19 protein-coding genes and 2 pseudogenes are annotated in these 23,439 nt (G+C 66.6%); 7 read left to right on the top strand and 14 right to left on the bottom strand.

Annotation, left to right across the window (positions count from 1 at the left end; all coding sequences use genetic code 11):
• The first annotated feature begins 189 nt into the window (after nt 1-189).
• A complete protein-coding gene (locus tag JZY91_RS08305; protein ID WP_234947456.1) occupies nt 190-327 on the top strand; it encodes a hypothetical protein in 138 nt (45 codons plus the stop codon).
• Here the strand turns inward: JZY91_RS08305 and JZY91_RS08300 are convergent.
• From JZY91_RS08300 to JZY91_RS08250, 11 genes and pseudogenes are all read right to left on the bottom strand, one after another.
• Nucleotides 304-1,209, bottom strand: coding sequence for a ribokinase (locus JZY91_RS08300; RefSeq protein WP_234947455.1), 906 nt, complete (start codon nt 1,207-1,209; stop codon nt 304-306). The two genes, JZY91_RS08305 and JZY91_RS08300, sit on opposite strands and share 24 nt — an antisense overlap.
• Nucleotides 1,206-2,537, bottom strand: a complete 1,332-nt coding sequence (locus JZY91_RS08295; RefSeq protein ID WP_234947454.1) for an ABC transporter ATP-binding protein — start codon at nt 2,535-2,537, stop codon at nt 1,206-1,208. The genes JZY91_RS08300 and JZY91_RS08295 overlap by 4 nt, the downstream gene beginning before the upstream one ends.
• Nucleotides 2,524-3,291, bottom strand: a complete 768-nt coding sequence (locus JZY91_RS08290) for an ABC transporter permease (RefSeq protein WP_234947453.1) — start codon at nt 3,289-3,291, stop codon at nt 2,524-2,526. Before JZY91_RS08290 ends, JZY91_RS08295 begins: the two co-directional genes overlap by 14 nt.
• The gene (locus JZY91_RS08285; protein ID WP_234947452.1) at nt 3,288-4,190 is read right to left on the bottom strand and encodes an ABC transporter permease; all 903 of its coding nucleotides are present in this window, start codon (nt 4,188-4,190) and stop codon (nt 3,288-3,290) included. The genes JZY91_RS08290 and JZY91_RS08285 overlap by 4 nt, the downstream gene beginning before the upstream one ends.
• Nucleotides 4,187-5,623: pseudogene (locus tag JZY91_RS08280) on the bottom strand (ABC transporter substrate-binding protein). Before JZY91_RS08280 ends, JZY91_RS08285 begins: the two are co-directional and overlap by 4 nt.
• Before the next feature lie 10 nt (nt 5,624-5,633).
• Nucleotides 5,634-6,611: an LLM class flavin-dependent oxidoreductase gene (locus JZY91_RS08275; protein ID WP_234947451.1), complete on the bottom strand. Its 978-nt coding sequence runs from the start codon at nt 6,609-6,611 to the stop codon at nt 5,634-5,636.
• Between the two features lie 27 nt (nt 6,612-6,638).
• The gene (gene brnQ, locus JZY91_RS08270) at nt 6,639-7,997 is read right to left on the bottom strand and encodes a branched-chain amino acid transport system II carrier protein (RefSeq protein WP_234947450.1); all 1,359 of its coding nucleotides are present in this window, start codon (nt 7,995-7,997) and stop codon (nt 6,639-6,641) included.
• 80 nt (nt 7,998-8,077) lie between these two features.
• Nucleotides 8,078-9,139, bottom strand: a complete 1,062-nt coding sequence (locus JZY91_RS08265; RefSeq protein ID WP_234947449.1) for a trehalose synthase — start codon at nt 9,137-9,139, stop codon at nt 8,078-8,080.
• Nucleotides 9,140-9,149: 10 nt separating this feature from the next.
• On the bottom strand, nt 9,150-10,868 hold the full coding sequence (gene treS / locus JZY91_RS08260) for a maltose alpha-D-glucosyltransferase (RefSeq protein WP_234947448.1): 1,719 nt from the start codon (nt 10,866-10,868) through the stop codon (nt 9,150-9,152).
• Nucleotides 10,869-10,874: 6 nt separating this feature from the next.
• Nucleotides 10,875-11,996, bottom strand: a complete 1,122-nt coding sequence (locus JZY91_RS08255) for a MalY/PatB family protein (protein ID WP_234947447.1) — start codon at nt 11,994-11,996, stop codon at nt 10,875-10,877.
• Between the two features lie 15 nt (nt 11,997-12,011).
• Complete coding sequence (locus JZY91_RS08250; protein ID WP_234947446.1) at nt 12,012-13,862, bottom strand: ABC transporter ATP-binding protein; 1,851 nt, start codon at nt 13,860-13,862, stop codon at nt 12,012-12,014.
• A gap of 70 nt (nt 13,863-13,932) precedes the next feature.
• Here JZY91_RS08250 and JZY91_RS08245 point away from each other — a divergent pair, with 70 nt between their 5' ends.
• Both JZY91_RS08245 and idi read left to right on the top strand, forming a co-directional pair.
• Nucleotides 13,933-14,490 (top strand): hypothetical protein, encoded by a 558-nt coding sequence (locus JZY91_RS08245; RefSeq protein WP_234947445.1) that lies wholly within the window; start codon nt 13,933-13,935, stop codon nt 14,488-14,490.
• Entirely contained in the window at nt 14,490-15,038 is a 549-nt protein-coding gene (idi, locus tag JZY91_RS08240; RefSeq protein ID WP_234947444.1) for an isopentenyl-diphosphate Delta-isomerase, read from the top strand. Before JZY91_RS08245 ends, idi begins: the two co-directional genes overlap by 1 nt.
• On the opposite strand, the gene JZY91_RS08235 is transcribed toward idi, so the two are convergent.
• Complete coding sequence (locus JZY91_RS08235; protein ID WP_234949152.1) at nt 15,022-15,624, bottom strand: hypothetical protein; 603 nt, start codon at nt 15,622-15,624, stop codon at nt 15,022-15,024. The genes idi and JZY91_RS08235 overlap by 17 nt on opposite strands.
• Before the next feature lie 265 nt (nt 15,625-15,889).
• Nucleotides 15,890-16,273, bottom strand: a pseudogene (locus JZY91_RS11720) (carboxylesterase family protein); the annotation flags it as partial.
• A gap of 25 nt (nt 16,274-16,298) precedes the next feature.
• On the opposite strand from JZY91_RS11720, the gene JZY91_RS08225 reads away from it, so the two are divergent.
• The 3 genes from JZY91_RS08225 to JZY91_RS08215 are packed head-to-tail and all read left to right on the top strand — an operon-like array spanning nt 16,299 to nt 19,371.
• The gene (locus JZY91_RS08225; RefSeq protein ID WP_234947443.1) at nt 16,299-18,260 is read left to right on the top strand and encodes a M3 family metallopeptidase; all 1,962 of its coding nucleotides are present in this window, start codon (nt 16,299-16,301) and stop codon (nt 18,258-18,260) included.
• A gap of 10 nt (nt 18,261-18,270) precedes the next feature.
• Nucleotides 18,271-19,224 (top strand): S1 family peptidase, encoded by a 954-nt coding sequence (locus JZY91_RS08220; RefSeq protein ID WP_234947442.1) that lies wholly within the window; start codon nt 18,271-18,273, stop codon nt 19,222-19,224.
• 6 nt (nt 19,225-19,230) lie between these two features.
• Nucleotides 19,231-19,371, top strand: a complete 141-nt coding sequence (locus JZY91_RS08215) for a hypothetical protein (protein ID WP_234947441.1) — start codon at nt 19,231-19,233, stop codon at nt 19,369-19,371.
• Here JZY91_RS08215 and malQ read toward each other — a convergent pair.
• On the bottom strand, nt 19,368-21,506 hold the full coding sequence (gene malQ / locus JZY91_RS08210) for a 4-alpha-glucanotransferase (protein ID WP_234947440.1): 2,139 nt from the start codon (nt 21,504-21,506) through the stop codon (nt 19,368-19,370). The two genes, JZY91_RS08215 and malQ, sit on opposite strands and share 4 nt — an antisense overlap.
• A gap of 63 nt (nt 21,507-21,569) precedes the next feature.
• Here malQ and JZY91_RS08205 point away from each other — a divergent pair, with 63 nt between their 5' ends.
• Complete coding sequence (locus JZY91_RS08205) at nt 21,570-23,408, top strand: long-chain fatty acid--CoA ligase (RefSeq protein ID WP_234947439.1); 1,839 nt, start codon at nt 21,570-21,572, stop codon at nt 23,406-23,408.
• Nucleotides 23,409-23,439 lie beyond the last annotated feature (31 nt).

The following is a 23,439-nucleotide window of genomic DNA, read 5'->3' as shown; positions in this document are numbered from 1 at the left end:
TGGCATGTGACGCATCGTTCCTCTCACTAGAACGGTGTGACTAACTTTCGTTAGATTGATTTGAGTGCCATTATAAACCACGATCCCAACGGTGTGTCAATACGCAAATAAACGTTCGATAACGATATAATCCGCCGCTCGAATAAGGATCGAATCACGCGCCTGTAACTTGCGGGCTACAATGGCGGCATGCAGACACCGGTTCCCCGCGAGCAGGTCAAGCTCACAGACGCTGAAGTGCACGAATTTGACGCTCTCACCAGCGCTTTTGAGCGCGTGGAGGAGCACCTGTTGGATCAGTCCCTAATGTTCTACGTCACCCGCTAGCGGGTAGGACGGCTGCGCGCCGGGCCGGGTGACCGAAAACGCGCCCACGCGCGCCGCGAAGGCTGCGGCCTCATCGAGGCTGTCACCTGCAACGATGCGCCAGCAGAACGCGCCCGCAAACGCGTCGCCTGCGCCGACGGTGTCTACCGCGTCCACGCGCGGGGCAGGCACCGATCGGACACCCGAAGCATCGGCAACAAGGGCACCTTCGGCGCCGAGTGTGAGCACGACCGTCGTAAAGCCGGCAGCCACCAGACGCGCTGCAAGCTGAGGCGGCTCACCTGCGGAATCGTGCCCGAGCTGCGCCAGGATCAGCCCAGCCTCGTGCTCGTTGGCCATGAGCGGATCCGCAGCCAAAAGGGCTTCCCGCGGCACATCCACCACGGGCGCCAGATTCACCACAACTCGCCCGCGCGCCAACTCAACCGCCTGCGCGAACCCATCCGCGGGGATCTCGCCCTGGAGCAGCACGAGCTCCGCGGCCTCCACAGGGGCACGATGCTTCTCGACGAACACTTGATCCACCACCTCGTTCGCCCCCGGCACGACAATGATGGTGTTCTCCCCGGCGCGATCAACCGTAATCACCGCAAGGCCGGTCACGCCGTCCACCTCTTCGACGTGAGTCATGTCCACCCCGGCCTCGCGGAGTAGCGCGGTCGCGGGCGCGGCGTTCGCATCCCGGCCGACGGCGCCCACCAGCGCCACCCGCGCCCCGAGGCGCGCGGCTGCCACAGCCTGGTTCGCGCCTTTGCCGCCGGGCGTGACCCCGCCGCCGGTGCCCAAGAGCGTCTCGCCGGGGGAAGGGTGGCGGGCGACGTTGACGGTGAGGTCGGCATTAATGGAGCCGACCACGGTGATCTGCGGGGCCTGGGCGGTCATAGCCGCGATTGTATGAGCGTGCGCGTGTACTCGTGCTGGGGACCCCGCCAGATCTCCTCGGTATCCCCGTGTTCCACGATCCGGCCGCGGTGCATCACCGCGATGCGCGGGCAGAGCTCGCGCACCACGGCAAGGTCGTGGGAGCAGAAGATGAGGGTGCCGTCGCCCACGGTGTCGTCGATAAGCTCGAGCACCTGCTTGCGCACGGTGACGTCGAGGGCGGAGACCGGTTCGTCCGCGAGCAGGATGTCCGGGCGCGGGGCGGCGGCGCGCGCAATGGAGATGCGCTGGCGCTGTCCGCCGGAAAACTCCCGAGGCAGGCGTCCGCCCATGCCCGCAAGACCCACCCCGGCGAGCACGTCCTGGGCGCGCTGCGTATCGACGCCCGCTTCCGCCACCGAATCGATCACCCGCATGCGCGGATCCAGGGAGGAGTACGGGTCTTGGAACACCATCTGCATGGTGCCGCGCGCATCCACGGTGCCGGTATCTGGTTTCAGCAAGCCCGCGATGGTGTGCAGCAGCGTTGTTTTGCCGGAGCCGGAGCCGCCGACCAGGCCCAATCGTTCGCCGCGGCGCACGGTCAAGGAGACGTCGTCAAGCGCTTGCGTATGCCCCCGCGTGAGGGAAACGCCGGAGAGGGAGACGATGGGTTCGCCGAGCGGGGTGGGTGCCGCGGGCGGGCCGGGGTGCGAGGCCGCCGCGAGCGCGCGGGCGTACTCGGAATGGCTGTCCACGATGCGCCCGTCTTTGAAAGTGAGCACGCGCGAGGTCATGTGGTTGACCACGGCGAGGTCGTGGGATATGAAGATGAGCCCCATGCCGCGCGCCTCCACGAGGCGGTCGATGAGGTCCAGGATCTGGCGCTGGACGGTGACGTCGAGGGCGGTGGTGGGCTCGTCGCAGATCAGGTAGTCAGGGTTCTGGCTCAAGGCCAGTGCGATGAGGACGCGTTGGCGCTGGCCGCCGGAAAGTTGGTGCGGGTAGGCCTCCGGGCGGTCGACGCCCACCTCGGCGAGGAGTTCGCGGGAAACCAGGGAGCCGATTTTGCGCAGCGGGTCCAGGGCCGTCATCGGCTCCTGGAACACCATGCCGACCACCTTGCCGCGCACCTTGCGACGTACGCGGTCGGGCGTGCCCACCATCTCCACGCCGCTCACGGTGATGGAGCCTTCGGTGGGCACGTTCGTCAGCCCCATGATGGAGAGCGCGGTGAGTGACTTGCCGGAGCCGGACTCACCGATAATGCCCAGGCGGTCGCCCGGCGCGACCTCGAAGGTGATGTCGTGCAGCAGGCCGGGAATGGTGAGGGCATCAACGTGGATCACGGTGGCCTCCGATCAGGTTGAAGCCCAGCACCGTGAGCGCAATCGCCAGGCCGGGCCAGAGTGCCAGGTGCGGCGCGGTGGCCAGAAACGGCTGGGAGGCTTGGAGCATGCGGCCCCAGCTGGCGTAGGGCGCGGGCGCACCCAGGCCCAGGAAGGACAAGCCCGCCTCCGCGAGGATGGCCAGCGCCAGCGCCACGGAAGCCTGGGTGGTCAGCAGGTGCGCGATGTTGGGCAGCACGTGGCGGCGCGCAATCCGTGCTCGCGGCACCTTGGCCATGCGGGCGGCCAGGATGTAGTCCTGGCTCATTACCTGCAGCGTGCCCACGCGCGCCACGCGCACGAAGCCGGGGATGCCCGCAATCCCGATCGCCAGCACCACAATCCACATGCTCGCGCCGAACACTGCGGTGAACACGATGGCCAAGAGCAGCGCGGGGAACGCCAGCAGCAGGTCCGCGCCAGCCATGATCGCCTTGTCGCCGCGGCGCATGCCTGCGGTGATGCCCAGCGGAATGCCGATCAGCGCAGAGATCGCCACCGCGCTCAGCGCCGTGGCCAGTGTCAACCGGGCGCCCGCCATGATGCGCGAGGCCATGTCGCGGCCCAGCTCATCCGTCCCCAGCCAGTGCGCCCAGCTCGGGCCCTGCAGCCGCGCGGCGGGGTTCGCCTGCAGCGGGTCGTACGGCGTCCACACCAAAGACACCACAGCCAGCGCCGCAAGCGCGCCTACCAGAATCCAGCCGGCCCGCTTCATGCCCGCACCCTCGGATCAATCACGGCGTAGAGCACGTCCACCACCAGGTTCACCAGCAGCGTGAACGTAACCAGGAGCATCATCACCGTTTGGACGGTGGTGAGATCGCGGTTGCCCACGGCGTCGATAAGCAAAGAGCCCAGCCCAGGAATCGCGAACACCCGCTCAATCACCACCGCGCCCACAATCATGGTGGACAGCTGCAGGCCGGTCACCGTCAGCACCGGCAGCGCGGCGTTGCGCAGGACGTGCCCGTAGAGCACGTCGCTTATCGACGCTCCCTGGGCCCTACCCGTACGCACATAATCCTTGCCCATCTCGCTGGCCACCGCGGTGCGGACGTAGCGCGTCAGAATTGCGGCCTGCACCAGCGCCAGCGACGCGACGGGCAAAATCGCGTGGCGCACCGTGCCCCACCCGTTGGCCGGCAGCCAGCCGAGGCGCACCGAAAATAGCGCGACAAGGAGGATGCCCACCAGGAAGGACGGCACCGCGATGCCCAGCTGCGTGAGCACCTCCAGCACCGGGCCGGGGCGGCGGGCCAAGCGCACGCCCAGCGGCACCGCGGCGGCCAGCGCGACGACGACAGCGGCCAACGTCAGCGTCAGCGACACCCCGCCGCGCTCCAGGATGGTGGACGTCATGTTCTGGCCGCTGGCCAGTGAGACCCCGAAGTCCCCGGTGATTAGACCGGAAATCCAGCTGAAGTACTGCTCCACCAGCGGGCGGTCCGTGCCCAAGCGCTGCGAAAGCTCCGCCACGGCCTCCTCGGTCGCGTTCACGCCGAGGGCCACGCGCGCCGGGTCGCCCGGCACCGCGCGCAGCAGCACGAAGATGATCACGCTGGCGGCGGCGAGAAGGCCCACGAAGCGCAGCACGCTTGCGCCGATGGCTTTCATGAGACACCTCCGATCGTGTGCAGCGGCAGCGCGTCCGTGACCACGTTGGGGTTCACGCCGGTGATACCGGGGCGCACAAGCACGATGTTCGGCGCGTTGACCAGGGTCAAGGCCGCGGCATCCGCCATGATCTGGTCCACTGCCTCGCCGAATCGCTCCTGCGCGATGAGCTCGCGGGCGGCCGCGGAGTCGTAGCCCAAGTAGTACTCCGGGTTACCGAAGAGGTTGGCAACGTCGCGCGGCTCCACGTGCGCAATCAGCGACGCCTGGTAGTCGTGCTGCTTGAGCACCTGGTTGAGCCACACGGCGGGAAACTCCACCGTCTCCAAGCGGACCTCAAAGCCCACGTCACGCAGCTGGGAGAAGATGAGCTCGGACGCAGTCTGCGCGTAGGGCAGGTTGGGCACCGTGATGGTGATCTCCGGCGTGCGCCCGGCCAGAAGCTCGCGGGCCTTGTCCGGGTCGAAGGGGTAGTAGTCTCGGCCCGTAAACCAGGGGTCGCTCGGCGGGACGGGCGCGCCGCCGGTGTCCGTGGCCAGGCCGCCATACACCACCTGGTTCACGGCATCGCGGTCGATGGCGTAGGCCACGGCGCGGCGCACATCCGGGTCGTCGAACGGCGCGGCGTTGTTGTTCATGGAAAGCAGCACCTCGCCGTTGGTGGTGCCCACCTCCACGCCGATCTCCGCAGGCAGCGCACCGATCAGCTGCGGGGCCTGCATCGCCCACACCACGTCCACGTCGCCGGCACGCAGCGCGTTGACGGCGGAGACGGCGTCCGCGAAGTAGCGGATCTGCGCGTCGTGGCCCACGGGCCCGCCCCAGTAATCGTCGCGCGCCGTGAAATGCACGGCCGTGCCCACATCGAAGCGCTCCAGGGTGTACGGGCCGGTGCCCAGCGGGTCAGTGGCAAGCCGCTCCACGCTCGCGGGGCTCATCATCGCGCCGGTGAAGGTGCCCATAGACCAGAGCCAGCTTTCCGACGCTTTCTCCAACACCACCTCGAGCGTCAGCGGCGCGATCGCCGTAGCACTCACCACCGGATCCATCTGGTGCTTCAGGCCGTTGGTCCAGGATTCCTAGACGTAGGTGATGGAAAAGGCGGCATCGTCCGCGGTGAACGGGGTGCCGTCTGCAAACGTCACCCCCTCGCGGAGGTGGAAGGTGTACACGGTGCCGTCCTCGCTGACATCCCAGGAGGTTGCCAGGAAAGGTTGGGGCTGGCCCGCATCGTCGATACGCACCAGCGTCTCGTAGACGTTGCCCATGAGTGCCTGGGGTGCGGCGGCGCCGCCGGTGGTGGTGAAATCCAGGCTGGCCGGAGGCGCGGAGGCAGCCACGGTGAGCTGCCCCGCGGACGGCGTCTGTGCCGGGGCGCAGGCGGTGAGGGTGGCCGCGGCTACTAGCGCGCCGGCGAGCCGGTTGTGCTTCATCGCACAGAGGTTACCCCATTGCGTCAGCCACAATTTCCATGGAGCGCAGCGCCTCCTCGTGGCTGGGGGCCTGCAACGAGATCATCAGCTCATCCGCCTTGGCGTGGTCGGCGAACCAGGTGAGGTACTCCTTGACATCCCCCCCGGTGCCCTTGGCGGTGTAGCGCAGCATGTCAATGATCTGTTTGCCCTGGTAGGACTGGACGATGCTGTCCAACTGATCGTCGTTAAGCGGGGTGCCCCTGCGGCCCACGAAAGCGCGCACACGCTCGCGGTGCACGAGGTGTTCCTGGCGCTCCGCGTCCTCCGCGGTGTCGGAGGCGATGACGTTGACGGCGGCGATGCAGTACGGCTCCGGGTAACGCTCCGAAGGCTTGTAGTTCTCGCGGTAGTAGGTGGTGGCCTGCTCCAACGCCTGCGGGGCGAAGTGGGAGGCGAAGGAATACGGCAGGCCGAGCTGGGCGGCGAGGGACGCGCCGAACATGGAGGAGCCGAGAATATAAAGCGGGACGTTGGTGTCAAAACCGGGGGTGGCCACCACGCCCGGCAGCGGGGACTCGTTGGAAAGCCACGCCTGGAGCTCCTGCACGTCCTGCGGGAAGTTCTCGGCGGCGCGGGGATCGCGGCGCAGGGCCCGGCCGAGCGTCTGCTGGTCGGTGCCGGGGGCGCGGCCGAGGCCCAGGTCGATGCGGCCCGGGTACAGCTCCTCCAGCATGCCGAACTGCTCCGCGATGACGTACGGGGAGTGGTTGGGCAGCATCACGCCGCCGGCGCCCAAGCGGATGGAGTTGGTGCGGGCGCCGATGTGGGAGATAAGTACCGAGGGCACCGAGGACACGATGGACGTCATGTTGTGGTGCTCGGAGTACCAGATACGCGAATACCCCAACGCTTCCGCGGACTGGGCGAATGCGACGGAGCGTTCCATCGCCTCGCCCACGGTTTCGTTGGGGTAGCGGGTGCAGAAATCAATCAGTGAAAGCTTCATGCCTCCACGGTACGCCTGTTGGACACGTCAACGTACCTCGCCGAGCTCGCGCGCCGGCTTCGGGTTCATGAAGTCCAGCACAAGGCCGATGATAAAGGCGATGGCCACCGGCACAACCCAGCCGAGGCCGGCGCCGAAGAGCGGCGTCCAGGAGATGATCGGCTCCAGCGCGGAGGCACCCCAGCCCTGGCCGATGAAGGTCTCGATCAGGGAGTAGACCACCGCGGTCCACACTGGGATGATCAGGGCCCAGGTGAAGCGGGTCTTGGAACGGAACGCCGGCTCAATCAGCGTGACCAGGATCAGGGCAATCGCCGGCGGGTACAGGAAGCCGATCACCGGTGCGGCGATGGTCATGATGAAGCTCAGGCCCTGGGTGGCAAACACCATGGACCAGACGGTGAAGATGATGGCCCACATGCGGTAGGAGCCGAAGAACTGATCGTGGAAGTACTCGGACGTTGCGGTGATCAGGCCCACGGCGGTGGTCAGGCAGGCCAGCAGCACGACGAGGGAGAACACGATCTGGCCGATGTTGCCCATGGTCAGGTTGGACGCCTCTGCGAGCAGGCCCGCGCCGTTTTCGTACTGCGCGCCGTTGGGGATGACGCGGCCGATGCCGCCCAGGCCCAGGTAGATCAGGGCGAGCATGATGCCTGCGCCGATGCCGGCGATGATGGTGCCGTTGACCAGCTCGCGGCCGTGGTAGCCCTTGTTGCTCAGGGTGGAAATGACCACGATGGCGAACGCCAGCGCCGCGATGGAGTCCATGGTGAGGTAGCCCTCGAGCAGGCCGGCGGTGAACGCGCTCTCTGCGTACTCAGCGGCCGGGGCGGCAGCCTGGGCGTCGAAGCGGGTGAGGGAGACGGCGATCATGATCACCAGCAGCACCACCAGCGCGGGCACCAGGAACTTGCCCAGGGTGTCCATGATGCGGATCGGGTTCCAAGACAGCGCCAGCGCGATGCCGAAGAACACGATGTTGAAGATCGCGGATGCCGCGGTGCCCTGCACGCCCAGCAGCGGGGTGATCGCAGTCTCCATGGACACGGCGCCGGTACGCGGCAGGGCGTAGAACGCGCCGATGGACAGGTAGGCCAGGATGGGGAACAGGAGGCCGAAGACGGTGCCGGCGCGCTGGGCCAGATCGCGCACGTCTTCACCTGCCAGGGCGATGGCGATCACGGCCAGCACCGGCAGCAGGGCTCCGGTTCCCAGGAAGCCGAGGATGGCCGGCCAGAAGTTATCGCCAGCCTGGACGGCCAACATGGGCGGGAAGATCAAGTTGCCTGCGCCGAAGAACATGGAAAAGAGCGCGAGCGACGTGACCACGATTGTCAGGCCGGAACGCTTCGTCCCGCCCGACGTGACGGCTGTCGAACCCATCTGAGGGCCTCCTTGGGATTCACTGGAATGCAAGAGATTCATTCACAGTAGCCCCTCAGGCGGATTTTGGAAACTGGATCTCACCTATTGGGATCGGTGAGGTCCTTCACCGCTCGCAGCGGGATGTCGATCCAATCCGGACGGTTGTTCGCCTCATACGCAACCTCGTATGCCGCCTTGTCCGCGATATACGCGTTGAGCATTTGCTTTTCGACGTCCCCGTACCCCGCCAGCAACGCATCCACCTGCTCCTGCGGTGCAGACGCGTAACCGAAGGAACGCACCATCCCCGCCACATCCCGCAGCGGGCTGTCAGGGCGGCGGCGCTCCTCCAGGGGTCGGGCCGGCTCGCCCTCGAAGTCGATGAGGTACCAGGTATCCGCTGTCTTCAGTGTCTGGCCCAAGTGCAGGTCGCCGTGGACGCGCTGGACAGTGACGGTGGGGTGGGTAAAGGCGCCGTCGATAAGCGTGCGAAGCCCTGCCTCGTAGTCCTTGAGCACGGCGGCGCGCTCGATGTTGCGGTCCAGGCGGGCGTGGAGCTCGGCGCGCACGCCGTCTGCGTCAACCTCCTCGGTACCGAACGCGCTGGCCAGCGAGTCGTGGACGCTGCGGATGGCGACGCCGAGGGAGGTGGCGCTTTCCACAGTGAGGCCCTCGCTGGTGGCCAGCTGGTAGCCGTCGGTGCCGTCGATGCGCGCCTGCTGCATGGCCAGCGTCTGGTCGCCGCGGGTGACGTAGCCGTGCACGGCGGCGATGTGCGGGTTGTCGATGCGGCTGAGCAGCTCCACGTCCGGGTTCAGGCCGCCCTCGAGCTTGCGGAAGACCTTGAAGATGGTGTCGCCCACCACCAGCGACGTGTTGGATTGCTCCGCGCCGAGCGGGGTGGCGGGGCCGGTGGTGAGGGTGCCGTGGACCTCGCCCAGCTCGTGCGCGTGGGCGACGTAGGCGGTGGCGCCGGCGTCCGTGTTCAACACGTCCGTGTCGCCCTCCACCAGCACCTGGTAGACCTCGGTACCGCGCTGAAGCTCAACTTCGATGAGCTGCCAGGTGTATCCGCCTAGCGGGGCTTCATTGGCGACGCTGGTGCCGCCCACCGCCGCGGCTTTGGAGCCGAAAAAGCGTTCTCCGGTGATGTCGATCAAGGTAGGCCTCCTAGGAGATGTCGAACCAGAAGAAACCGTGCGGGGCAAGCGTGGTCAGCCACGGCAGCTCGCCGATCGTGGGGAACTCCACGCCGCCGGACAGCTCGCGCGGGGTGATGCCGGCAAAGTGCGCCAGCTGCATCATCACCGGCTGCGGGCGCGAGCTCATGTTGTGCACGCACAGGATGCGCTCGGTGCGGCCGTTGTCGTCGGTGTACTCACGGATGAAGGCCAGCACCTGCTCGTTGCCGTGCTCCACCTCGATGTAGGAGCCGCGGCCGAACGCCTTGTACTGCTTGCGGATATGCACCAGCGTGCGCACCCAGTGCAGCAGGGAGTTGTCCTGGTTCACCTGGGATTCCACGTTGACGATGTGGAAGCCGTACTGGTCGTTGCGCACCGGCGGCAGGTACAGACGCTCCGGGTCCGCCTTGGAGAAGCCGCCGTTGCGGTCGTTGGACCACTGCATGGGGGTGCGCACGCCGTCGCGGTCCGGCAGCCAGATGTTGTCGCCCATGCCAATCTCGTCGCCGTAGTACAGGAACGGGGAGCCCGGCAGAGAAAGCAGCAGCGCGTGGGCCAGCTCCAGGCGGTCGCGGTGCCCGCCCAGAAGCGGGGCGAGGCGGCGGCGGATACCAACGTTGGCGCGCATGCGCGGGTCGAAGGCGTAGGACTTGTACATGTAGTCCCGCTCCTCTTCCGTCACCATCTCCAGCGTCAGCTCATCGTGGTTGCGCAGGAAGATGCCCCACTGCGCGGTCTCCGGGATGTCCGGGGTCTCGCGCAGGATGTCGATGATGGGCTGCGCCGTCTCCTTGTGCAGGCCCATGAAGATGCGCGGCATGACGGGGAAGTGGAAGGCCATCTGGCATTCGTCGCCGGTGCCGTCCGTCCCCTCGCCGAAGTACTCCACCACCTCGTGCGGCATCTGGTTCGCCTCGGCGAGGAGGAAGCGGCCGGGGTACTCTTCGTCGAAAAGCTTGCGCACGCGCTTGATAAAGCCGTGCGTCTCCGGCAGGTTCTCGCTGTTCGTGCCCTCGCGCTCGAAGAGGTACGGGATGGCGTCCAGGCGGATGCCGTCCATGCCCAGGTCCAGCCAGAAGCGGATCACGTCCAGGACTTCTTCCTGCACCTTAGGGTTGTCGTAGTTCAAGTCCGGCTGGTGGGAGAAGAAGCGGTGCCAGAAGAACTGCTTGCGCACGGGGTCCCAGGTCCAGTTGGAGGTCTCCGTGTCAATGAAGATGATGCGGGTGCCGTCGTACTGCTTGTCATCGTCCGTCCACACGTAGTAGTCCCCGTAGGGGCCCTCCGGATCCTCGCGGGACTGGATGAACCACGGGTGCTGGTCTGAGGTGTGGTTGATGGGGAAGTCCGTGATAATGCGGATGCCGCGCTTGTGCGCCGCGTCAATCAGCGAGATGAAGTCCTCCACAGTGCCGAACTCCGGCAGCACCTTGCGGAAATCGCGGATGTCGTACCCGCCATCGCGCAGCGGCGAATCGTAGAACGGCGGCAGCCACAGGCAGTCCACGCCCAGCCACTGCAGGTAGTCCAGCTTCTCCTCCAGGCCCTTCAGCGTGCCGGAGCCCGTCCCGTCCGGGTCGTAGAACGCGCGGACCAGGACTTCGTAAAACACGGCGTCCTTGTACCACTGCGGATCGGGGCGCTCCCACGGTTGCTCAACCGGGGCGGGCGGGGTGAAATCTGAGGCCTGGGGGGTGTGCTCCATGAGGAACTAGCGTAGTTCGATCGCGCGCGCGATGCGCTCAACTGCCTCCGCCAGAATCTCGGGCGACGTGGCGAAGTTCATGCGCGCGCGGTGCTCGCCGCCGGGGCCGAAGTCCACGCCCTCATTCATGGCCACTCGAGCGTGCTCCAGCAGGTAGGCAGCAGGCTTTTCGACGTTCAATTTCGTCTCCGCAAAGTTCAGGAACATCAGGTACGTCGCCTGGGGGAGCTCGAAGCGGATGCCCGGGATCTTCTCCGGCAGCACCTCGGCGAGGTAATCGCGGTTGGCCTTGAGCAGCGCCACCTCCTCGTCCAAGAACTCGCGGCCGTCCCGGTAACAGGCCTCCGCGGCGATGATGCCGAGCGTGCCCACGCCGTCCTTGGCCACGGGGCTGACCTTGTCCCAGCGCTTCACGTCCTCATCGTTGGAGAAGATGATCTGCGCGCACTTCAGGCCCGCAACGTTCCACGCCTTCGAGGTGGCGGTCACTGTAATGCACACATCCGGGTTGCGCTGTGCGGCGCACACGTGCGCGCCCTCGTAGACCAAGGGCGCGTGGATCTCGTCCACAATCACGCGCCCGCCGTGGCGGCGCGCGATCTCGCAGATCTGGTCCAGCTCTTCCGCGTCGAACATCCAGCCGCCCGGGTTGAACGGGTTGGTCACGATGATGCTGCCCGCGCCGTTCTTGAATGCAGCTTCTACCTCGGCGAGGTCGAGGCCGCCTTCGGAGCCGACGTCGATACGCTTGCGCCCAGCCGTCTGCGCGATCTTGAGGAACGGGAAGTAGGAGGGCACGGGCACGATCACGTCGCCCTCGGTGAAGTACTGGATGGCCAGCAGCACGCCGCGCACCACGTCCGCCACGGGGAAGATGCGCGCCGGGTCCGGCCGCCAGCCGTAGCGCCAGTCGTAAAAATCGGCGAGCACCTCCGGTAGCACGGAGGCGTGCGGGGCGGGGGTGTAGCCGAACATTTCGCGCTCGCAGGCATCCAGAATCGCCTGCTTCACCGGCGGGGCGGTGGGGAAGTCGCTCTCCGCGACGAACATGGGGATGACGTCACGGTCGAACTGGGTCCACTTCCGCGTGCCGCGGGCCTGAAGGGTCTGAAGATCTGGGAACTGCATGGGGCCCAAGGGTACTTAGCTGTCCTCGCTGCCGTCATGAAAACCAAAAGCCTTCAGGCGCTCACGGTCCGCGGCGGAGGAGGAGGCGGTGAGTTGCAGTAGCTCGGAATAAATGCCGCCGGAGGTTGCCAGCTGGGCGGGGGAGCCGATCTCGTCGATCTCGCCGTCGCGCAGGGTGATGATGGTGTCCACGTCCGCGATGGTGGACAGCCGGTGCGCGATCATGATCGTGGTCCTCTCCTTCATCAGCTCATCCAGCCCGGCCTGCACCGCGCGCTCCGCCTTGGTATCCAGGGCGGAGGTGGCCTCGTCCAGCACCAAAATCGGGGCATCCTTCAGCATTGCCCGCGCAACTGCAACGCGTTGGCGCTGGCCACCGGACAGCTTCAGGCCGCGCTCGCCGATCACCGTCTGGTACCCATCCGCGAACTGGGAGATGAACCCGTGGGCGTTTGCCCGCTTGGCCACGTCCACCACCTCCTCCAATGAGGCATCCGGCTTACCGTAGGCGATGTTCTCCGCGATAGTTCCGGAGAACAACGCTGGCTCCTGGAACACCACGCCAATCGACGCTCGAAGCTCTTCAACCCCAAGGTCAGCCACATCACGGCCGCATACGATAAGGCGCCCCTGGCTCAGCGGGTAGAGGCCAAGCAAGAGGTTCACGATGGTGGATTTGCCGCCGCCGGATTCGCCCACCAGCGCGACCTTCTCTCCCTTGGTGGCGGTAAAGGAGACGTCGTGAAGCACGGGCTCCCCGGGGACGTAAGCGAAGCTCACGTCGTCGAATGCGATGGCCGGCTCCGCTACCGGCAGCGGTATGGGGTTGCTTGCGGTGAGTGCTAGCTCCCCGTTCGTGCGAGTCGCGGCCACAAGCTGCGCGTTCGCGGTCGGCTCCACCGGCTCATCCATCACCTTGAAGTAGGACTTGGAACCGGCAACGGCTCGCTGGGCGGAGTCGACGATCCAGCTCATCATGGTCACCGGCTGGCGCACCATGGTCACCATCTGCAGCAGCATGACCATCTCGCCGATGGTGAAGTGCCCGCCGAGCGTGTGCAGAAAAAGAATGAGGTAAATGCCCAGGAAAAGCAGGTTCATCACCAGCCCGCGCAGCGTGTCCATGCTGTGCCACCAGCGCGACTGCGGGCGGGTGATGTTCACGGTGGATTGGTAGTGGCCGCCAAATTTGTCTAGCTCGCGCACCTCCGCGACGTAGGACTTGGTCACCTTGACCTGCCCCACCACCTCGGCGAAGCGGCCGTTGCCTTCGTCGATGTGCCGGTTCTTCTCTGTCTCAAACTTCTGCCAACGCTTGGATGTCAGCGCCGTGAGCCAGGTGTAGAGGGGGAAGAGCAGCGCCAGCAGGATGGACAGCGGCCAGTAGTACGTTGCGGTGATGACCAGGATCGCGCCCACCTGCAGCAGCATGGGCAGGAAGCTGTTCGCCATGGATTGGATGAACTGGGTGACGTTGGCGATGGAGCGGTCCAGCCGGGCGATGATCGTGCCGGTCACCTGGTCATCAAAGTAGCGCTGGGGCAGCGCGAGCAACTTGGCAAAGTAGCGGGTGGACAGGATCTGCCTGATCCGCGCCACCATCACGTCGCCCAAGTACCCGGAGACGTTGCGCAGCATCGACGCGGCGGCCTCCGCAGCGAACAGCGCCACCGCCAGCCAGGCGACGGTGCGCGCCGCGTTCCCGCCGCCGTCCGGTAGCGCCGCCACAATGGTGTCGGTGGCGTGGCGCACGATGAAGGGGGAGACAAGGCTCAGCCCCGCGACTAGCGACGAGACCGCAACTACTCCGAGGTAGTACGGCCAGAGGGAGGAGGCGCTGCGCAGGACACGGATCATCGGCTGCATGCCGGCTCACTCTACGCGGGCTGTAGGATGACCAGGTACTGCACAATCGTCGATGTTGGGGGTTCACCTTATGTCTAACCGCCTCAAACTTGCCGCCCTCGCGCTGATCTTCCCGCTCGCGGCGTGCTCGGGGCCGGTTGACGGCGATAACCCCGAGGGCATGCCCGCAACCCCAACCGAGGACGCGGAGGTCTCTCCCACCAGCACGATCGGCCGACCGGAGCAGACGTTCGCCGCCGAAGAGGTTGAACCGAGCGTGACCAACGAGATCAAGGGCGAGCGCGTGGAGGACCCAGCGATGGAGCTGACCTACAAGTGGCAGGGCACGTCCTACGCGCCGGGCGGCGGCACGGTGGTGGTGGTTGCCATCACTAACGAGTCGGACGCGCCAATGCCTGCCGATACCCTGCGCACCGAGCTGAAGTGGAACGCCGGCAACAAGGAGTACCGCACGGCGGACCCGATGACGGCGGAGGCCGCTGGCGTGGACATCGTCGGCCTGGACCTGCCGCTCGGCCCCGGCGCGACCGTGAACGCGAAATTCCCCTTCGACGTAGCCGCCGGCAATCTGTGGGACGCCAAATTCACCATCGGCAACGTCACGTTTGAGGGGAACCTGAACAACTAATGGAGCAGGTTGTGCTGCTTGACGCAGTTGCCAACCCCATCGGCACCGCCCCCAAGCTGGACATCCACACGGCGAACACCCCGCTCCACCTGGCCTTTTCCTGCTGGGTGCTGGACGCGCACGGCCAGCTTTTGCTCACCCGCCGCGCATTGAGCAAGCTCACGTGGCCCGGTGTGTGGACCAACTCTTTCTGCGGCCACCCCGCGCCGGGCGAGGCCGTGGAGGACGCGGTGTACCGCCGCGCCCAGACTGAGCTGGGTTTGGGCAGGGACTGCTTTTCGACGGTTGATTGCATCCTCCCCACCTTCCAGTACCGCGCCGTTGATTCTTCGGGCGTGGTGGAAAACGAGGTTTGCCCGGTCTTCGTCGCCCGCCTTGCACCTGGCGCGCAGCTGGACCCCAACCCGGATGAGGTGGACAGCGTCGCGTGGGCGGAGCCGGGCGAGCTTATCGCCGCCGCGGATGCCACCCCGTTCGCGTTCTCCCCGTGGCTGGTGGAGGAGCTGTCGGACCAGCGCCTCCGCGCCGCGATTACTCTCCCGAGCTAGCAGTAGTAAACGCCCCGCGCAGGTAGCCGAAGGGATCTTCGGCCAGCTCTACCTCGTTGAGCGTTCCGGCCACACCACCTGGGATCTCGCGCCGGGCGACCACCCTGCCTTCGCGGTACTCCGGCCACCCCACCTCGCCGGTGCGCACGAAGTCATCCAGCCACAGCGAGTGGAACATGGGAACAAGGTCCTCCGAGTGGCGCGCGCCAAGGTGCTCCGCAACCCACACCGGGCCCGGCGCGTGCTCCGCAACGTGGTCCACAAAGCGGCGGCACATCGAGTCGCTGAGCAGCTGCCCGCCAAGGTGGCCTGGCGCAATCTCTTTCACTGCCGCGAAGTAGCCCGCGGCAGCGTCGCGGCGCAGGTCGAAATGGCGGGCGGCCAGGCGGTACAACCCGGCGCGGTCCAAAGGTGCGCCGCTGTCGAAGAATTCGCGGTCCGTCGCCGTCACCACCACGGGCACCTCCGCCATTTCGGTGGCGTCGAGTGGGTGCGGCCCCAGCGCCATGTCGGTGGCGTATTGGGTGCGGAATCGCTGGTAGGCGCGTTCCAGCTTCGCCGGGTCACGCTGGAAGAGCTCGTTCATGCTCTCCCGCGTCAAAGGCTTGCCCACCGCACCGCGCGCGGCCCACTTGCGGGACTCGAAGCCGCGGCGCGGAAATGCCGGCGACATGGCCAGCGCACGGCGGAACTCGCCGCGGTAGTGGTCGCGCCGGCACAGCCACAACGCAATCGCGGCACCGGCGGATTGGCCCATCACGGTCACATTTGTCGGGTCGCCGCCGAAGGGCTTCGATGTTGCGCTGGGTCCAGGTCAGCGCCGCCGCGCAGTCCGCCACGGCGCGGAAATGCCCGGGTGGATCGGTGGGGAAGGGCAGTAACCCCGGGAACTTCAGCCGGTAGCCCACCTGCACCACAAGCATTCCGCGCCGCGCCACGGCATCGGGGTTGAAGAAGGTCTCTGTGTGGTCTCCCTCCTCGAAGCGGCCGCCGTGGATCCACACCAGCACCGGCAAATCGGTCAGCGTTTTCGCATCTGCCGGGGTGGTGATGGTCAGGGCTGGGATGCCGGGGCGCTTCGAAGTGGCGTCGATAAGCAAGCCCTGCTCAGCCCGCAGCGGGTCGTCGAAAGCGCGCGGAATGCGGGCGTACTCGATGGAGTGGAAGCGGCGCACGCCGCCATCGGCGGTGCCAACGATGGTGCCAGCGGGGCAGGTGACTTCGGTGTGCGGCATGGGGCGGATTCTATACAGTGTCCATATGTCTAACCCCTTGTTGAAGCCGTCCACCCTGCCGTACCAGCTGCCGGAGTTCGCAGAGATCCGCCTTGAGCACGTGGAGCCCGCGTTTGAGCAGGCGCTGCAGACTCACGCTGCGGAGATCTCCGGGATTCTCACGGAAGAGGCGCCGACGTGGGAGAACACCGTGGAGGCGTTTGAGCTGGCGGGCCAGGACCTGGATCGCGTGCTGTCCTGGTTCTTCAACCTGCAGGGCACGGACGCGACGGATGAGTTCGATGAGGTGGCGGACCGCATTGTGCCGAAGCTTTCCGCGCACGTGGACTCGATTTACCAGAATGAGGAGCTCTACCGGCGCCTGACCGAGGTCACGGCCCCGGAGGATGAGGAGTCCCGCCGCTTGCACGACCTGCTGCTGCGCCGCTTCACCCGCCGCGGCGCGCAGCTGGATGCGGCCGGCAAGACCCGCCTGCAGGAGATCAACCAGCGCCTGAGCGAGCTGTCGGAGCGTTTCGGCCGCAACCTGCTGGCGGACACGAAGGCGCAGGCGGTGACGTTCACGCGCGAAGAGATGGAGGGCCTGACCGACGCGCAGCTTGCCGCCTACGAGCAGGATGGCGCCTACGTGGTGCCCATTGAGCTGCCCACCACGCAGTCCCTCCAGTCCCAGCTTGCGCGGCATGAGTCGCGCCAGAAGCTTTTCGACGCTTCCCGCAAGCGCGGCCTGGAATCCAACCGGGACGTGATCCTGGAGTCGGTGAAGCTGCGCCAGGAGCGCGCCCGCCTGCTTGGCTTCAAAACGCACGCGGACTACGTGATCGCGGAGGAGACCGCCGGCACCGCCGAGGCCGCCCGCGCGCTGGTGGCGGACCTCGCCCCGGCAGCCGCCGCGAACGCTGAGGCGGAGCGCAAGCTTGCGGCCGAGATCGCCGGCCACGACATCGACGGCGCGGACTGGCCCTACTTCGAGGCCCGCCGCCGCGAGCGCGAGCTCAGCTTCAACGAGAACGAGCTGCGCAAGTACTTCCCGCTGGAGCAGGTGCTTGTGGACGGTGTTTTTCACGCCGCCAAGCTCCTCTACGGCATCGACATCATCCGCCGCGACGACCTTCAGGGCTACCGCGAGGACGTGGGCGTGTGGGAGGTCAAGGAAGAAGACGGCACTGGCATTGGTCTGCTTCTCACGGACTACTCCGCCCGCCCGTCAAAGCGCGGCGGCGCGTGGATGAACTCCTTTGTGGAGCAGTCCCGCCTGCGCGGCACCAAGCCGGTGATTGTGAACGTGATGAGCATCCCGGAGAACCTGCTCTCAGTGGACGATGTGACCACCATGTTCCACGAGTTCGGCCACGCGCTGCACGGCCTGCTCTCCAAGGTGCGCTACCCGTCGCTGGCCGGCACCAACGTGCCGCGCGACTGGGTGGAGTTCCCCTCCCAGATCAACGAGAACTACGCTTTCGCCCCGGAGATCGTGCGCAACTACGCCCGCCACGTGGACACCGGCGAGGTGATTCCGGACGAGCTGCTGGAGGCCGTGCGCGCCTCGCGCCAGTTCGGGCAAGGCTTTGCGACGGCTGAGTACCTCGCCGCCTCCGCCATCGACCTGGCCTGGCACTCCCTGACCGGCGAGGTGCCGGAGGACATCGAGGCGTTCGAGGCAGAGGCGCTGCGCGAGGTGGGCCTGGATGTGGACGGCCTGGAGCCGCGCTACCGCTCCAGCTGGTTCAACCACATCTTCGGCGGCGGCTACTCCGCCGGCTACTACTCCTACCTGTGGGCCGAGGCGCTGGACGCGGACGGCTACACCCTGGTCGAGGAGGAAGGCATCAACCGCGAGACCGGCCAGAAGTTCCGCGACACCATCCTCGCCGTGGGCGCGTCCCGCGATTACGCGGAGGCGTACAAGGCGTTCCGCGGCCGCGACAAGGACACCCGCCCGCTCCTGGTCCGCCGTGGCCTCGCGGGCTCCGAGCTCGCGGGTTAATCTTTCAATCATGCGCTCCCGCCTCGCCGCCGTGGCCGTCGCCTGCGCCACGGCCATCACCCCGTGCGTCATTGCGATCCCAGCCTCCGCAGCGCCCGCACCGGCGCTGGTCGCTCACCAGGGCGGCAAGGTGTTCATATCCAAGGATGTGACTCAGGCCGGCTCCGATTGCACCATCGGCTACAACGACGTGGCGGAGCGGAAGAGCTACACCGCGGCGCACTGCGGCGAGCCGGGCGACAAGGTGTACTTGACCAACGCCGCCGGCCAGGTCTATCCCACCCCCGCTGGCACGTTCTACCCGTCTGAGCGGCACGAGGGGGAGGAGCACTCGAACGACTGGGGCGAGATCGAGTGGAACGCCAACGTGAGCTTGGGCGGCAACCCCTACGGCGGCACCTACGTTGGACCGCAGGCGCTGGCCCCCGGCGATAAGGTCTGCTACCACGGCTTTACCACCCACGGATCCCGCGGTGTCGCATCGTGCGGCACGTACGTGGGCCGGGTGGGGTCCTCCTTTTTCTTCGATACCGCGAAGCCTTCGGACGAGGGTGACTCCGGCGGCCCGGTATACGTGCCCGGCAAGGGCGTGGTGGGCGTGCTCTCCGGCCTGAACTGGTTGCCGGATGAGTACGGCAATGAGCTGCTGAAGGTGGAGCGCGCCACCGGCCTGTATAACGGCCCGCAGCTGCGCAATTCCCAGGTCAGCGACTTGCTGGAGCGCCACCTGCGCCAGCGCTACGGCGTGAAGGTGGACGCAGGCGAGGCTGAAGCCGTGGTCCCCGGCGGGGAGATCAAAGACCTGCCGGTCCTGGCTACCCCGGCGAAGCAGGTGGGGGAGCGCCCAGGCGCTGCCGCAACCGGCATGGACACCACCACCATCATCGCAATCGTCGTCGGCGTGATCGCGGCGCTGGGGCTTCTGGCCGCGGTGCCTGTCATGCTCGGGGGTGGAGTACGGTAGCTAACCATGGCTAACCCGGAAGAGCTGCGCCGCCGCGATCAGGAGCTGCCCCGCCCGCAGCGCAAGTACCCCACCTCGCGCGTCACGCAGGTGATGTGGGCGCTGATCGCCCTGGTCATCATTGCCGCGATCGTCGGGGCGCTCTAGCGCCCGCGCTGGGAGGCTTCCGCCACGCGGTGGAACAGCTCCAAATCATCCAGGTGCTCGATGAGAACGGGCTGCCCGGAAGCGTCGGTAAGCGGGATGCACCAGTTGGAGTACTGCTCTGAGTTCGTGCCCGGCTGGTTCTGAATGCGCTCATCGCCCACCATGTCCACCAGGTTGGTGCAGGTCATCGCGGACGGGGTGGAGGCGATGAAGCGGGTCAGGCCCACCAGGAGCGCGTCAGTGTCCTCGTACTCGCCCAGGTCGCGGTCCAGGAAGTCCACGTGCTCCAGCGAGGTACCGCCGAACGCGCCCTCCGTCTGCGCGGCGCGCAGCACCTGGCTGATCCACACGGCGTCGTTCGCGTTGAGCTCCTCCAACGTCTCCTGCACTAGACCCAGCTCGTGGCGCAGCGCGTTGTGCGCGCCCTGGAGGTAGCCGGCGGTGGGGGGCAGGTCATGCGTGCCGACGGCAGTAAGGGACAAGTTGCGGTACTGTTCCGACGGCAACGGCGAGTTATCCCACGGGGTGGATTCAAACCACAGCACCGTGGTGCCCAGAATGCCCTTGTCCCGCAGCACGTCCTGCACCCACGGCTCGAAGGTGCCTAAGTCTTCGCCCACCACAACGGCCCCGGCGCGCTCCGCCTCGAGCACCAGCACGCCCACCATGGCCTCATAGTCGTAGTTCATGTACGCGCCGTCCATCGGCGTATCCATACGCGGTAGCCAGAAGAGGCGGAACAGGCCCAGCACGTGGTCCACGCGGATACCGCCGGAGTGGCGCAGCACGGTGCGCAGCAGGTCGCGCCACGGGCCGTAGCCGGCCTCCGCCAGCGCGCGCGGATCCCACGGCGGCTGGGACCAGTCCTGGCCCTGCTGGGAGTACTGGTCCGGCGGCGCGCCTACGGACGCGTCCGCAACCAGGACGTCCTTCATGGTGGTGGCGTCCGCGCCGTCCGGGTGGATGCCCACCGCCAGGTCCGTCATGATGCCGATGCTCATGCCGGCGGCCAGGGCCTTTTCCTGCGCGATGCGACGCTGCTCATCCGCGATGAACTGCAGCCACATGTAGAAGCGGGTGGCTTCCTCCAGCTCGCTGGCCACCCCGTGGCGGGAGGTTTCGGTTGCTACAGCCTGCTCGGCGCACCAGCGGGCGAATTCCTCCAGGCCCTCGCCCTCGTCCTGGATGAACAGCTCGAAGCCGCGGGTGCGCTCCTCGTCCTCGCCGGCGAGGTAGAACAGCTCCCGCAACACATCCAGCTTCACGGCGAACACAGTGTTGCGGTCCAGCGGCTCGGCCGAGTGGTTCATGGCCTTCAGCGGCTCCACCAGCCTGCCAATTTCGGCGCGGGTGGCGTCGTCCAAACGCAGGAACTCCGGCACCGCCTCCACGGAGATGTAGATCGGGTTCACAAACCTGCGCGAGGTGGGCAGGTACGGCGAATCCTCCACCGGCGGCACCGGCTGGGCGGCGTGGACCGGGTTGATCAGCAGGTAATCCGCGCCTTCGCGCGCCACCACTTCGGCAATGCGGCCGAGATCGTCGAAGTCGCCGATGCCCCAGGAACGCTCGGAGCGCACGGAGTAGAGCTGCGCCATGACGCCCCACACCGGGTTGTGGATGTACTGCTCGTTGGAGGAGAGCATCTGCGGCACCACGATCAGCGTGCAGGTCGCCTCAAAGTTGTCGGACTCCAGGTGCAGCTCGTGCCAGCCCGCCGGCAGGTCCCCCGGCACGTGGAACGTGGCCTTGCCCCACACAGTGCCGTCCTCCGCCGTCACCGGCGCGGCCCAGTTCTCGTCCTGGTAGGCATCGCGCGAGGAGCCGTCCTCCAGGCGGATCCAGCAGTGCGCCGGGTGCCCGTCGTGCACGTGCACGTTGAAGTGGCGCTCCTCGCCCTCCGTGGCAACCACCGTGGCGGGCAGCGGGCGCGTCGCCTGCTCCAGGCGGCGGGCTTGGAGGTGGAACTGGAGTTCCTCGTCCGAAGGATCGTCCCCAAGCGGGATGCCCATGGCTCGCAAGAGCTTGATGTAGGAGCGCTCCGGCGGGGCCGTGATCAGCCCGTTTGAGGCGCGGTAGCTGGTGCCAAAGCCGTACGCTTCGGCGAGCTGGAGCAAAATTTCCGCGTTCGTCACAGAACGCCACCTTAGCCAAACTCCGGGTGGCTGCGCGCGTTACCAGGGGTAAAGTGACGCATTATGCCGTCCCAGAGCTACTCCACCGAACTCGGTTTCACCCTGAAAGACACTGACCACTGCTTGAGCCGCCTTGTGGCGCTGTGCGAGGAGCAACCGCACATCGTGCTCTTCTCCCGGCCGCGGAACTACGAGTGGGTCAACGTCACCGCCGGCGAGTTTTTGGCCGAAGTGTATGAGGTGGCGAAGGGCTTGATCGCCAACGGGGTGGAGCCGGGGGACCGCGTGGCCATCCTCTCTAACACGCGCTACGAGTGGCAGCTGGTGGATTTCGCCATCTGGGCCGCCGGCGCCGCTTCCGTGCCCGTCTACCCATCCAGCTCACTGCACCAGATCCAGTGGATCCTGGAGGACTCCGGCTCCACTATTGCGTTCACCGAAACGCGCGACCACACCCAGCTGATGAGCCCCTTCCTGCTCGGCGAGGACGGCAAGCCGCAGTTCACCGACTCTCCCTCCCAGCTGCGCCGCATCTTCGAGTTCAACGCCGCCGGCGTGGAGACACTGAAGTTCGAGGGCAGGGACATTCCGCAGGCGCGTGTCGACGAAAGGGTGCAGGCCACCAAGCACGAGGACCTCGCCTCCATCGTCTACACCTCCGGCACCACCGGCCGGCCGAAGGGCGTGGAGATCAGCCACGCCAACTGGGCGTACCAGGCGTGGGCGCTGTTGGAGAACGAGATCGGCCGCGTGTCCTACCCGGGCCAGCGCATGGTGACGTTCCTGCCGCTCGCGCACGTGCTGCAGCGTGCTGTGACGTTGGCGTGGACCATCTCTGGCGCGACGCAGTCCCACTGGTCCGACACCTCCACCCTGACCGTGGAGCTGCAGCGCGTGCGCCCGCACCTGGTGCTGGGCGTGCCGCGCGTGTTTGAGAAGGTGCGCGACGGCGCGTACAACAAGGCCGCGGACGGCTCCGCCGTGGGCAAGCGCGTCTTCCTCGCGGCGGAGAAGGCCGCGATCGAGTACTCCCAGGCACTGGACACGCCGGAGGGGCCGTCGCGCGTGCAGAAGGCCAAAGTCAAGGTGTTTGAGAAGCTGGTGTACTCCAAGATCAAGGAGGCCATCGGCGGCTCGGTCTGGTACGGCATCACCGGTGGCAGCGCCATGAGCTCGGACCTGAGCCATTTCTACCGCGGCATGGGTGTGGCGATCTATGAGGGCTACGGCCTCACCGAAACCTGCGCCGCCTGCTGCGTGAACCACAAGGGCGCCCAGAAGATCGGCACCGTGGGCCAGCCGGTGAACGGCTACTCGGTGCGGATCAACGATGACGGCGAGATCGAGTTCGCCGGACCCGGCGTGTTCACGCGCTACTGGGGCAACCCGGAGGCCACCGAGGAGGCCTTTGACGGCGAGTGGTTCAATACCGGCGACTTGGGCGAGGTGGATGAGGAAGGTTACGTCCGCATCACCGGCCGCAAGAAGGACCTGATTGTCACCGCCGGCGGCAAGAACATCTCCCCGGGCCCGATGGAGGAGATCATCCGCCAGGATCCGCTGATCTCCAACGCGCTGGTGGTGGGCGACGGCAAGCCGTTCATCGGCGTGCTGGTCACCTTGGATGAGGAGGAGCTGAAGCGCTGGAAGGCCAACCACAACATCCCGGCCAACCGGAAGATGTCCGAGTTGGCGCAGGACCCGGCCCTGCGCGCGGAGGTGCAGGACGCGATCAACATGGCCAACGCCACCGTGTCCCGCGCCGAGGCAATCAAGAAGTTCCGCATCCTGGACCGCGACCTTTCGGAGCAGAACGACGAGATGACGCCGACCATGAAGGTCAAGCGCAACGTGGTGTTCCAGCGCTTCCAGGAGGACATCGACAAGCTGTACCAGCGCTAGTTGCCGCGCTCGTTCGTGCCCGCCCGTGCTA

Origin of the sequence: Corynebacterium sp. CNCTC7651 (assembly GCF_021496665.1) — a bacterium.
Lineage (GTDB): Bacteria > Actinomycetota > Actinomycetes > Mycobacteriales > Mycobacteriaceae > Corynebacterium.
This window is presented reverse-complemented; position numbering and strand designations above follow the sequence as displayed.

What these genes read in the sequence shown, in the direction of transcription:
- brnQ (WP_234947450.1), bottom strand. Translation starts at nt 7,997, where the DNA reads ATGGGTTCGACAGCCGTCACGTCGGGCGGGACGAAGCGTTCCGGCCTG.
- JZY91_RS08300 (WP_234947455.1), bottom strand. Translation starts at nt 1,209, where the DNA reads ATGACCGCCCAGGCCCCGCAGATCACCGTGGTCGGCTCCATTAATGCC.
- JZY91_RS08220 (WP_234947442.1), top strand. Translation starts at nt 18,271, where the DNA reads ATGCGCTCCCGCCTCGCCGCCGTGGCCGTCGCCTGCGCCACGGCCATC.
- JZY91_RS08290 (WP_234947453.1), bottom strand. Translation starts at nt 3,291, where the DNA reads ATGAAGCGGGCCGGCTGGATTCTGGTAGGCGCGCTTGCGGCGCTGGCT.
- JZY91_RS08215 (WP_234947441.1), top strand. Translation starts at nt 19,231, where the DNA reads ATGGCTAACCCGGAAGAGCTGCGCCGCCGCGATCAGGAGCTGCCCCGC.
- idi (WP_234947444.1), top strand. Translation starts at nt 14,490, where the DNA reads ATGGAGCAGGTTGTGCTGCTTGACGCAGTTGCCAACCCCATCGGCACC.
- JZY91_RS08255 (WP_234947447.1), bottom strand. Translation starts at nt 11,996, where the DNA reads ATGCAGTTCCCAGATCTTCAGACCCTTCAGGCCCGCGGCACGCGGAAG.
- JZY91_RS08250 (WP_234947446.1), bottom strand. Translation starts at nt 13,862, where the DNA reads ATGCAGCCGATGATCCGTGTCCTGCGCAGCGCCTCCTCCCTCTGGCCG.
- JZY91_RS08275 (WP_234947451.1), bottom strand. Translation starts at nt 6,611, where the DNA reads ATGAAGCTTTCACTGATTGATTTCTGCACCCGCTACCCCAACGAAACC.
- JZY91_RS08305 (WP_234947456.1), top strand. Translation starts at nt 190, where the DNA reads ATGCAGACACCGGTTCCCCGCGAGCAGGTCAAGCTCACAGACGCTGAA.
- JZY91_RS08225 (WP_234947443.1), top strand. Translation starts at nt 16,299, where the DNA reads ATGTCTAACCCCTTGTTGAAGCCGTCCACCCTGCCGTACCAGCTGCCG.
- JZY91_RS08235 (WP_234949152.1), bottom strand. Translation starts at nt 15,624, where the DNA reads ATGAACGAGCTCTTCCAGCGTGACCCGGCGAAGCTGGAACGCGCCTAC.
- JZY91_RS08285 (WP_234947452.1), bottom strand. Translation starts at nt 4,190, where the DNA reads ATGAAAGCCATCGGCGCAAGCGTGCTGCGCTTCGTGGGCCTTCTCGCC.
- treS (WP_234947448.1), bottom strand. Translation starts at nt 10,868, where the DNA reads ATGGAGCACACCCCCCAGGCCTCAGATTTCACCCCGCCCGCCCCGGTT.
- JZY91_RS08205 (WP_234947439.1), top strand. Translation starts at nt 21,570, where the DNA reads ATGCCGTCCCAGAGCTACTCCACCGAACTCGGTTTCACCCTGAAAGAC.
- JZY91_RS08245 (WP_234947445.1), top strand. Translation starts at nt 13,933, where the DNA reads ATGTCTAACCGCCTCAAACTTGCCGCCCTCGCGCTGATCTTCCCGCTC.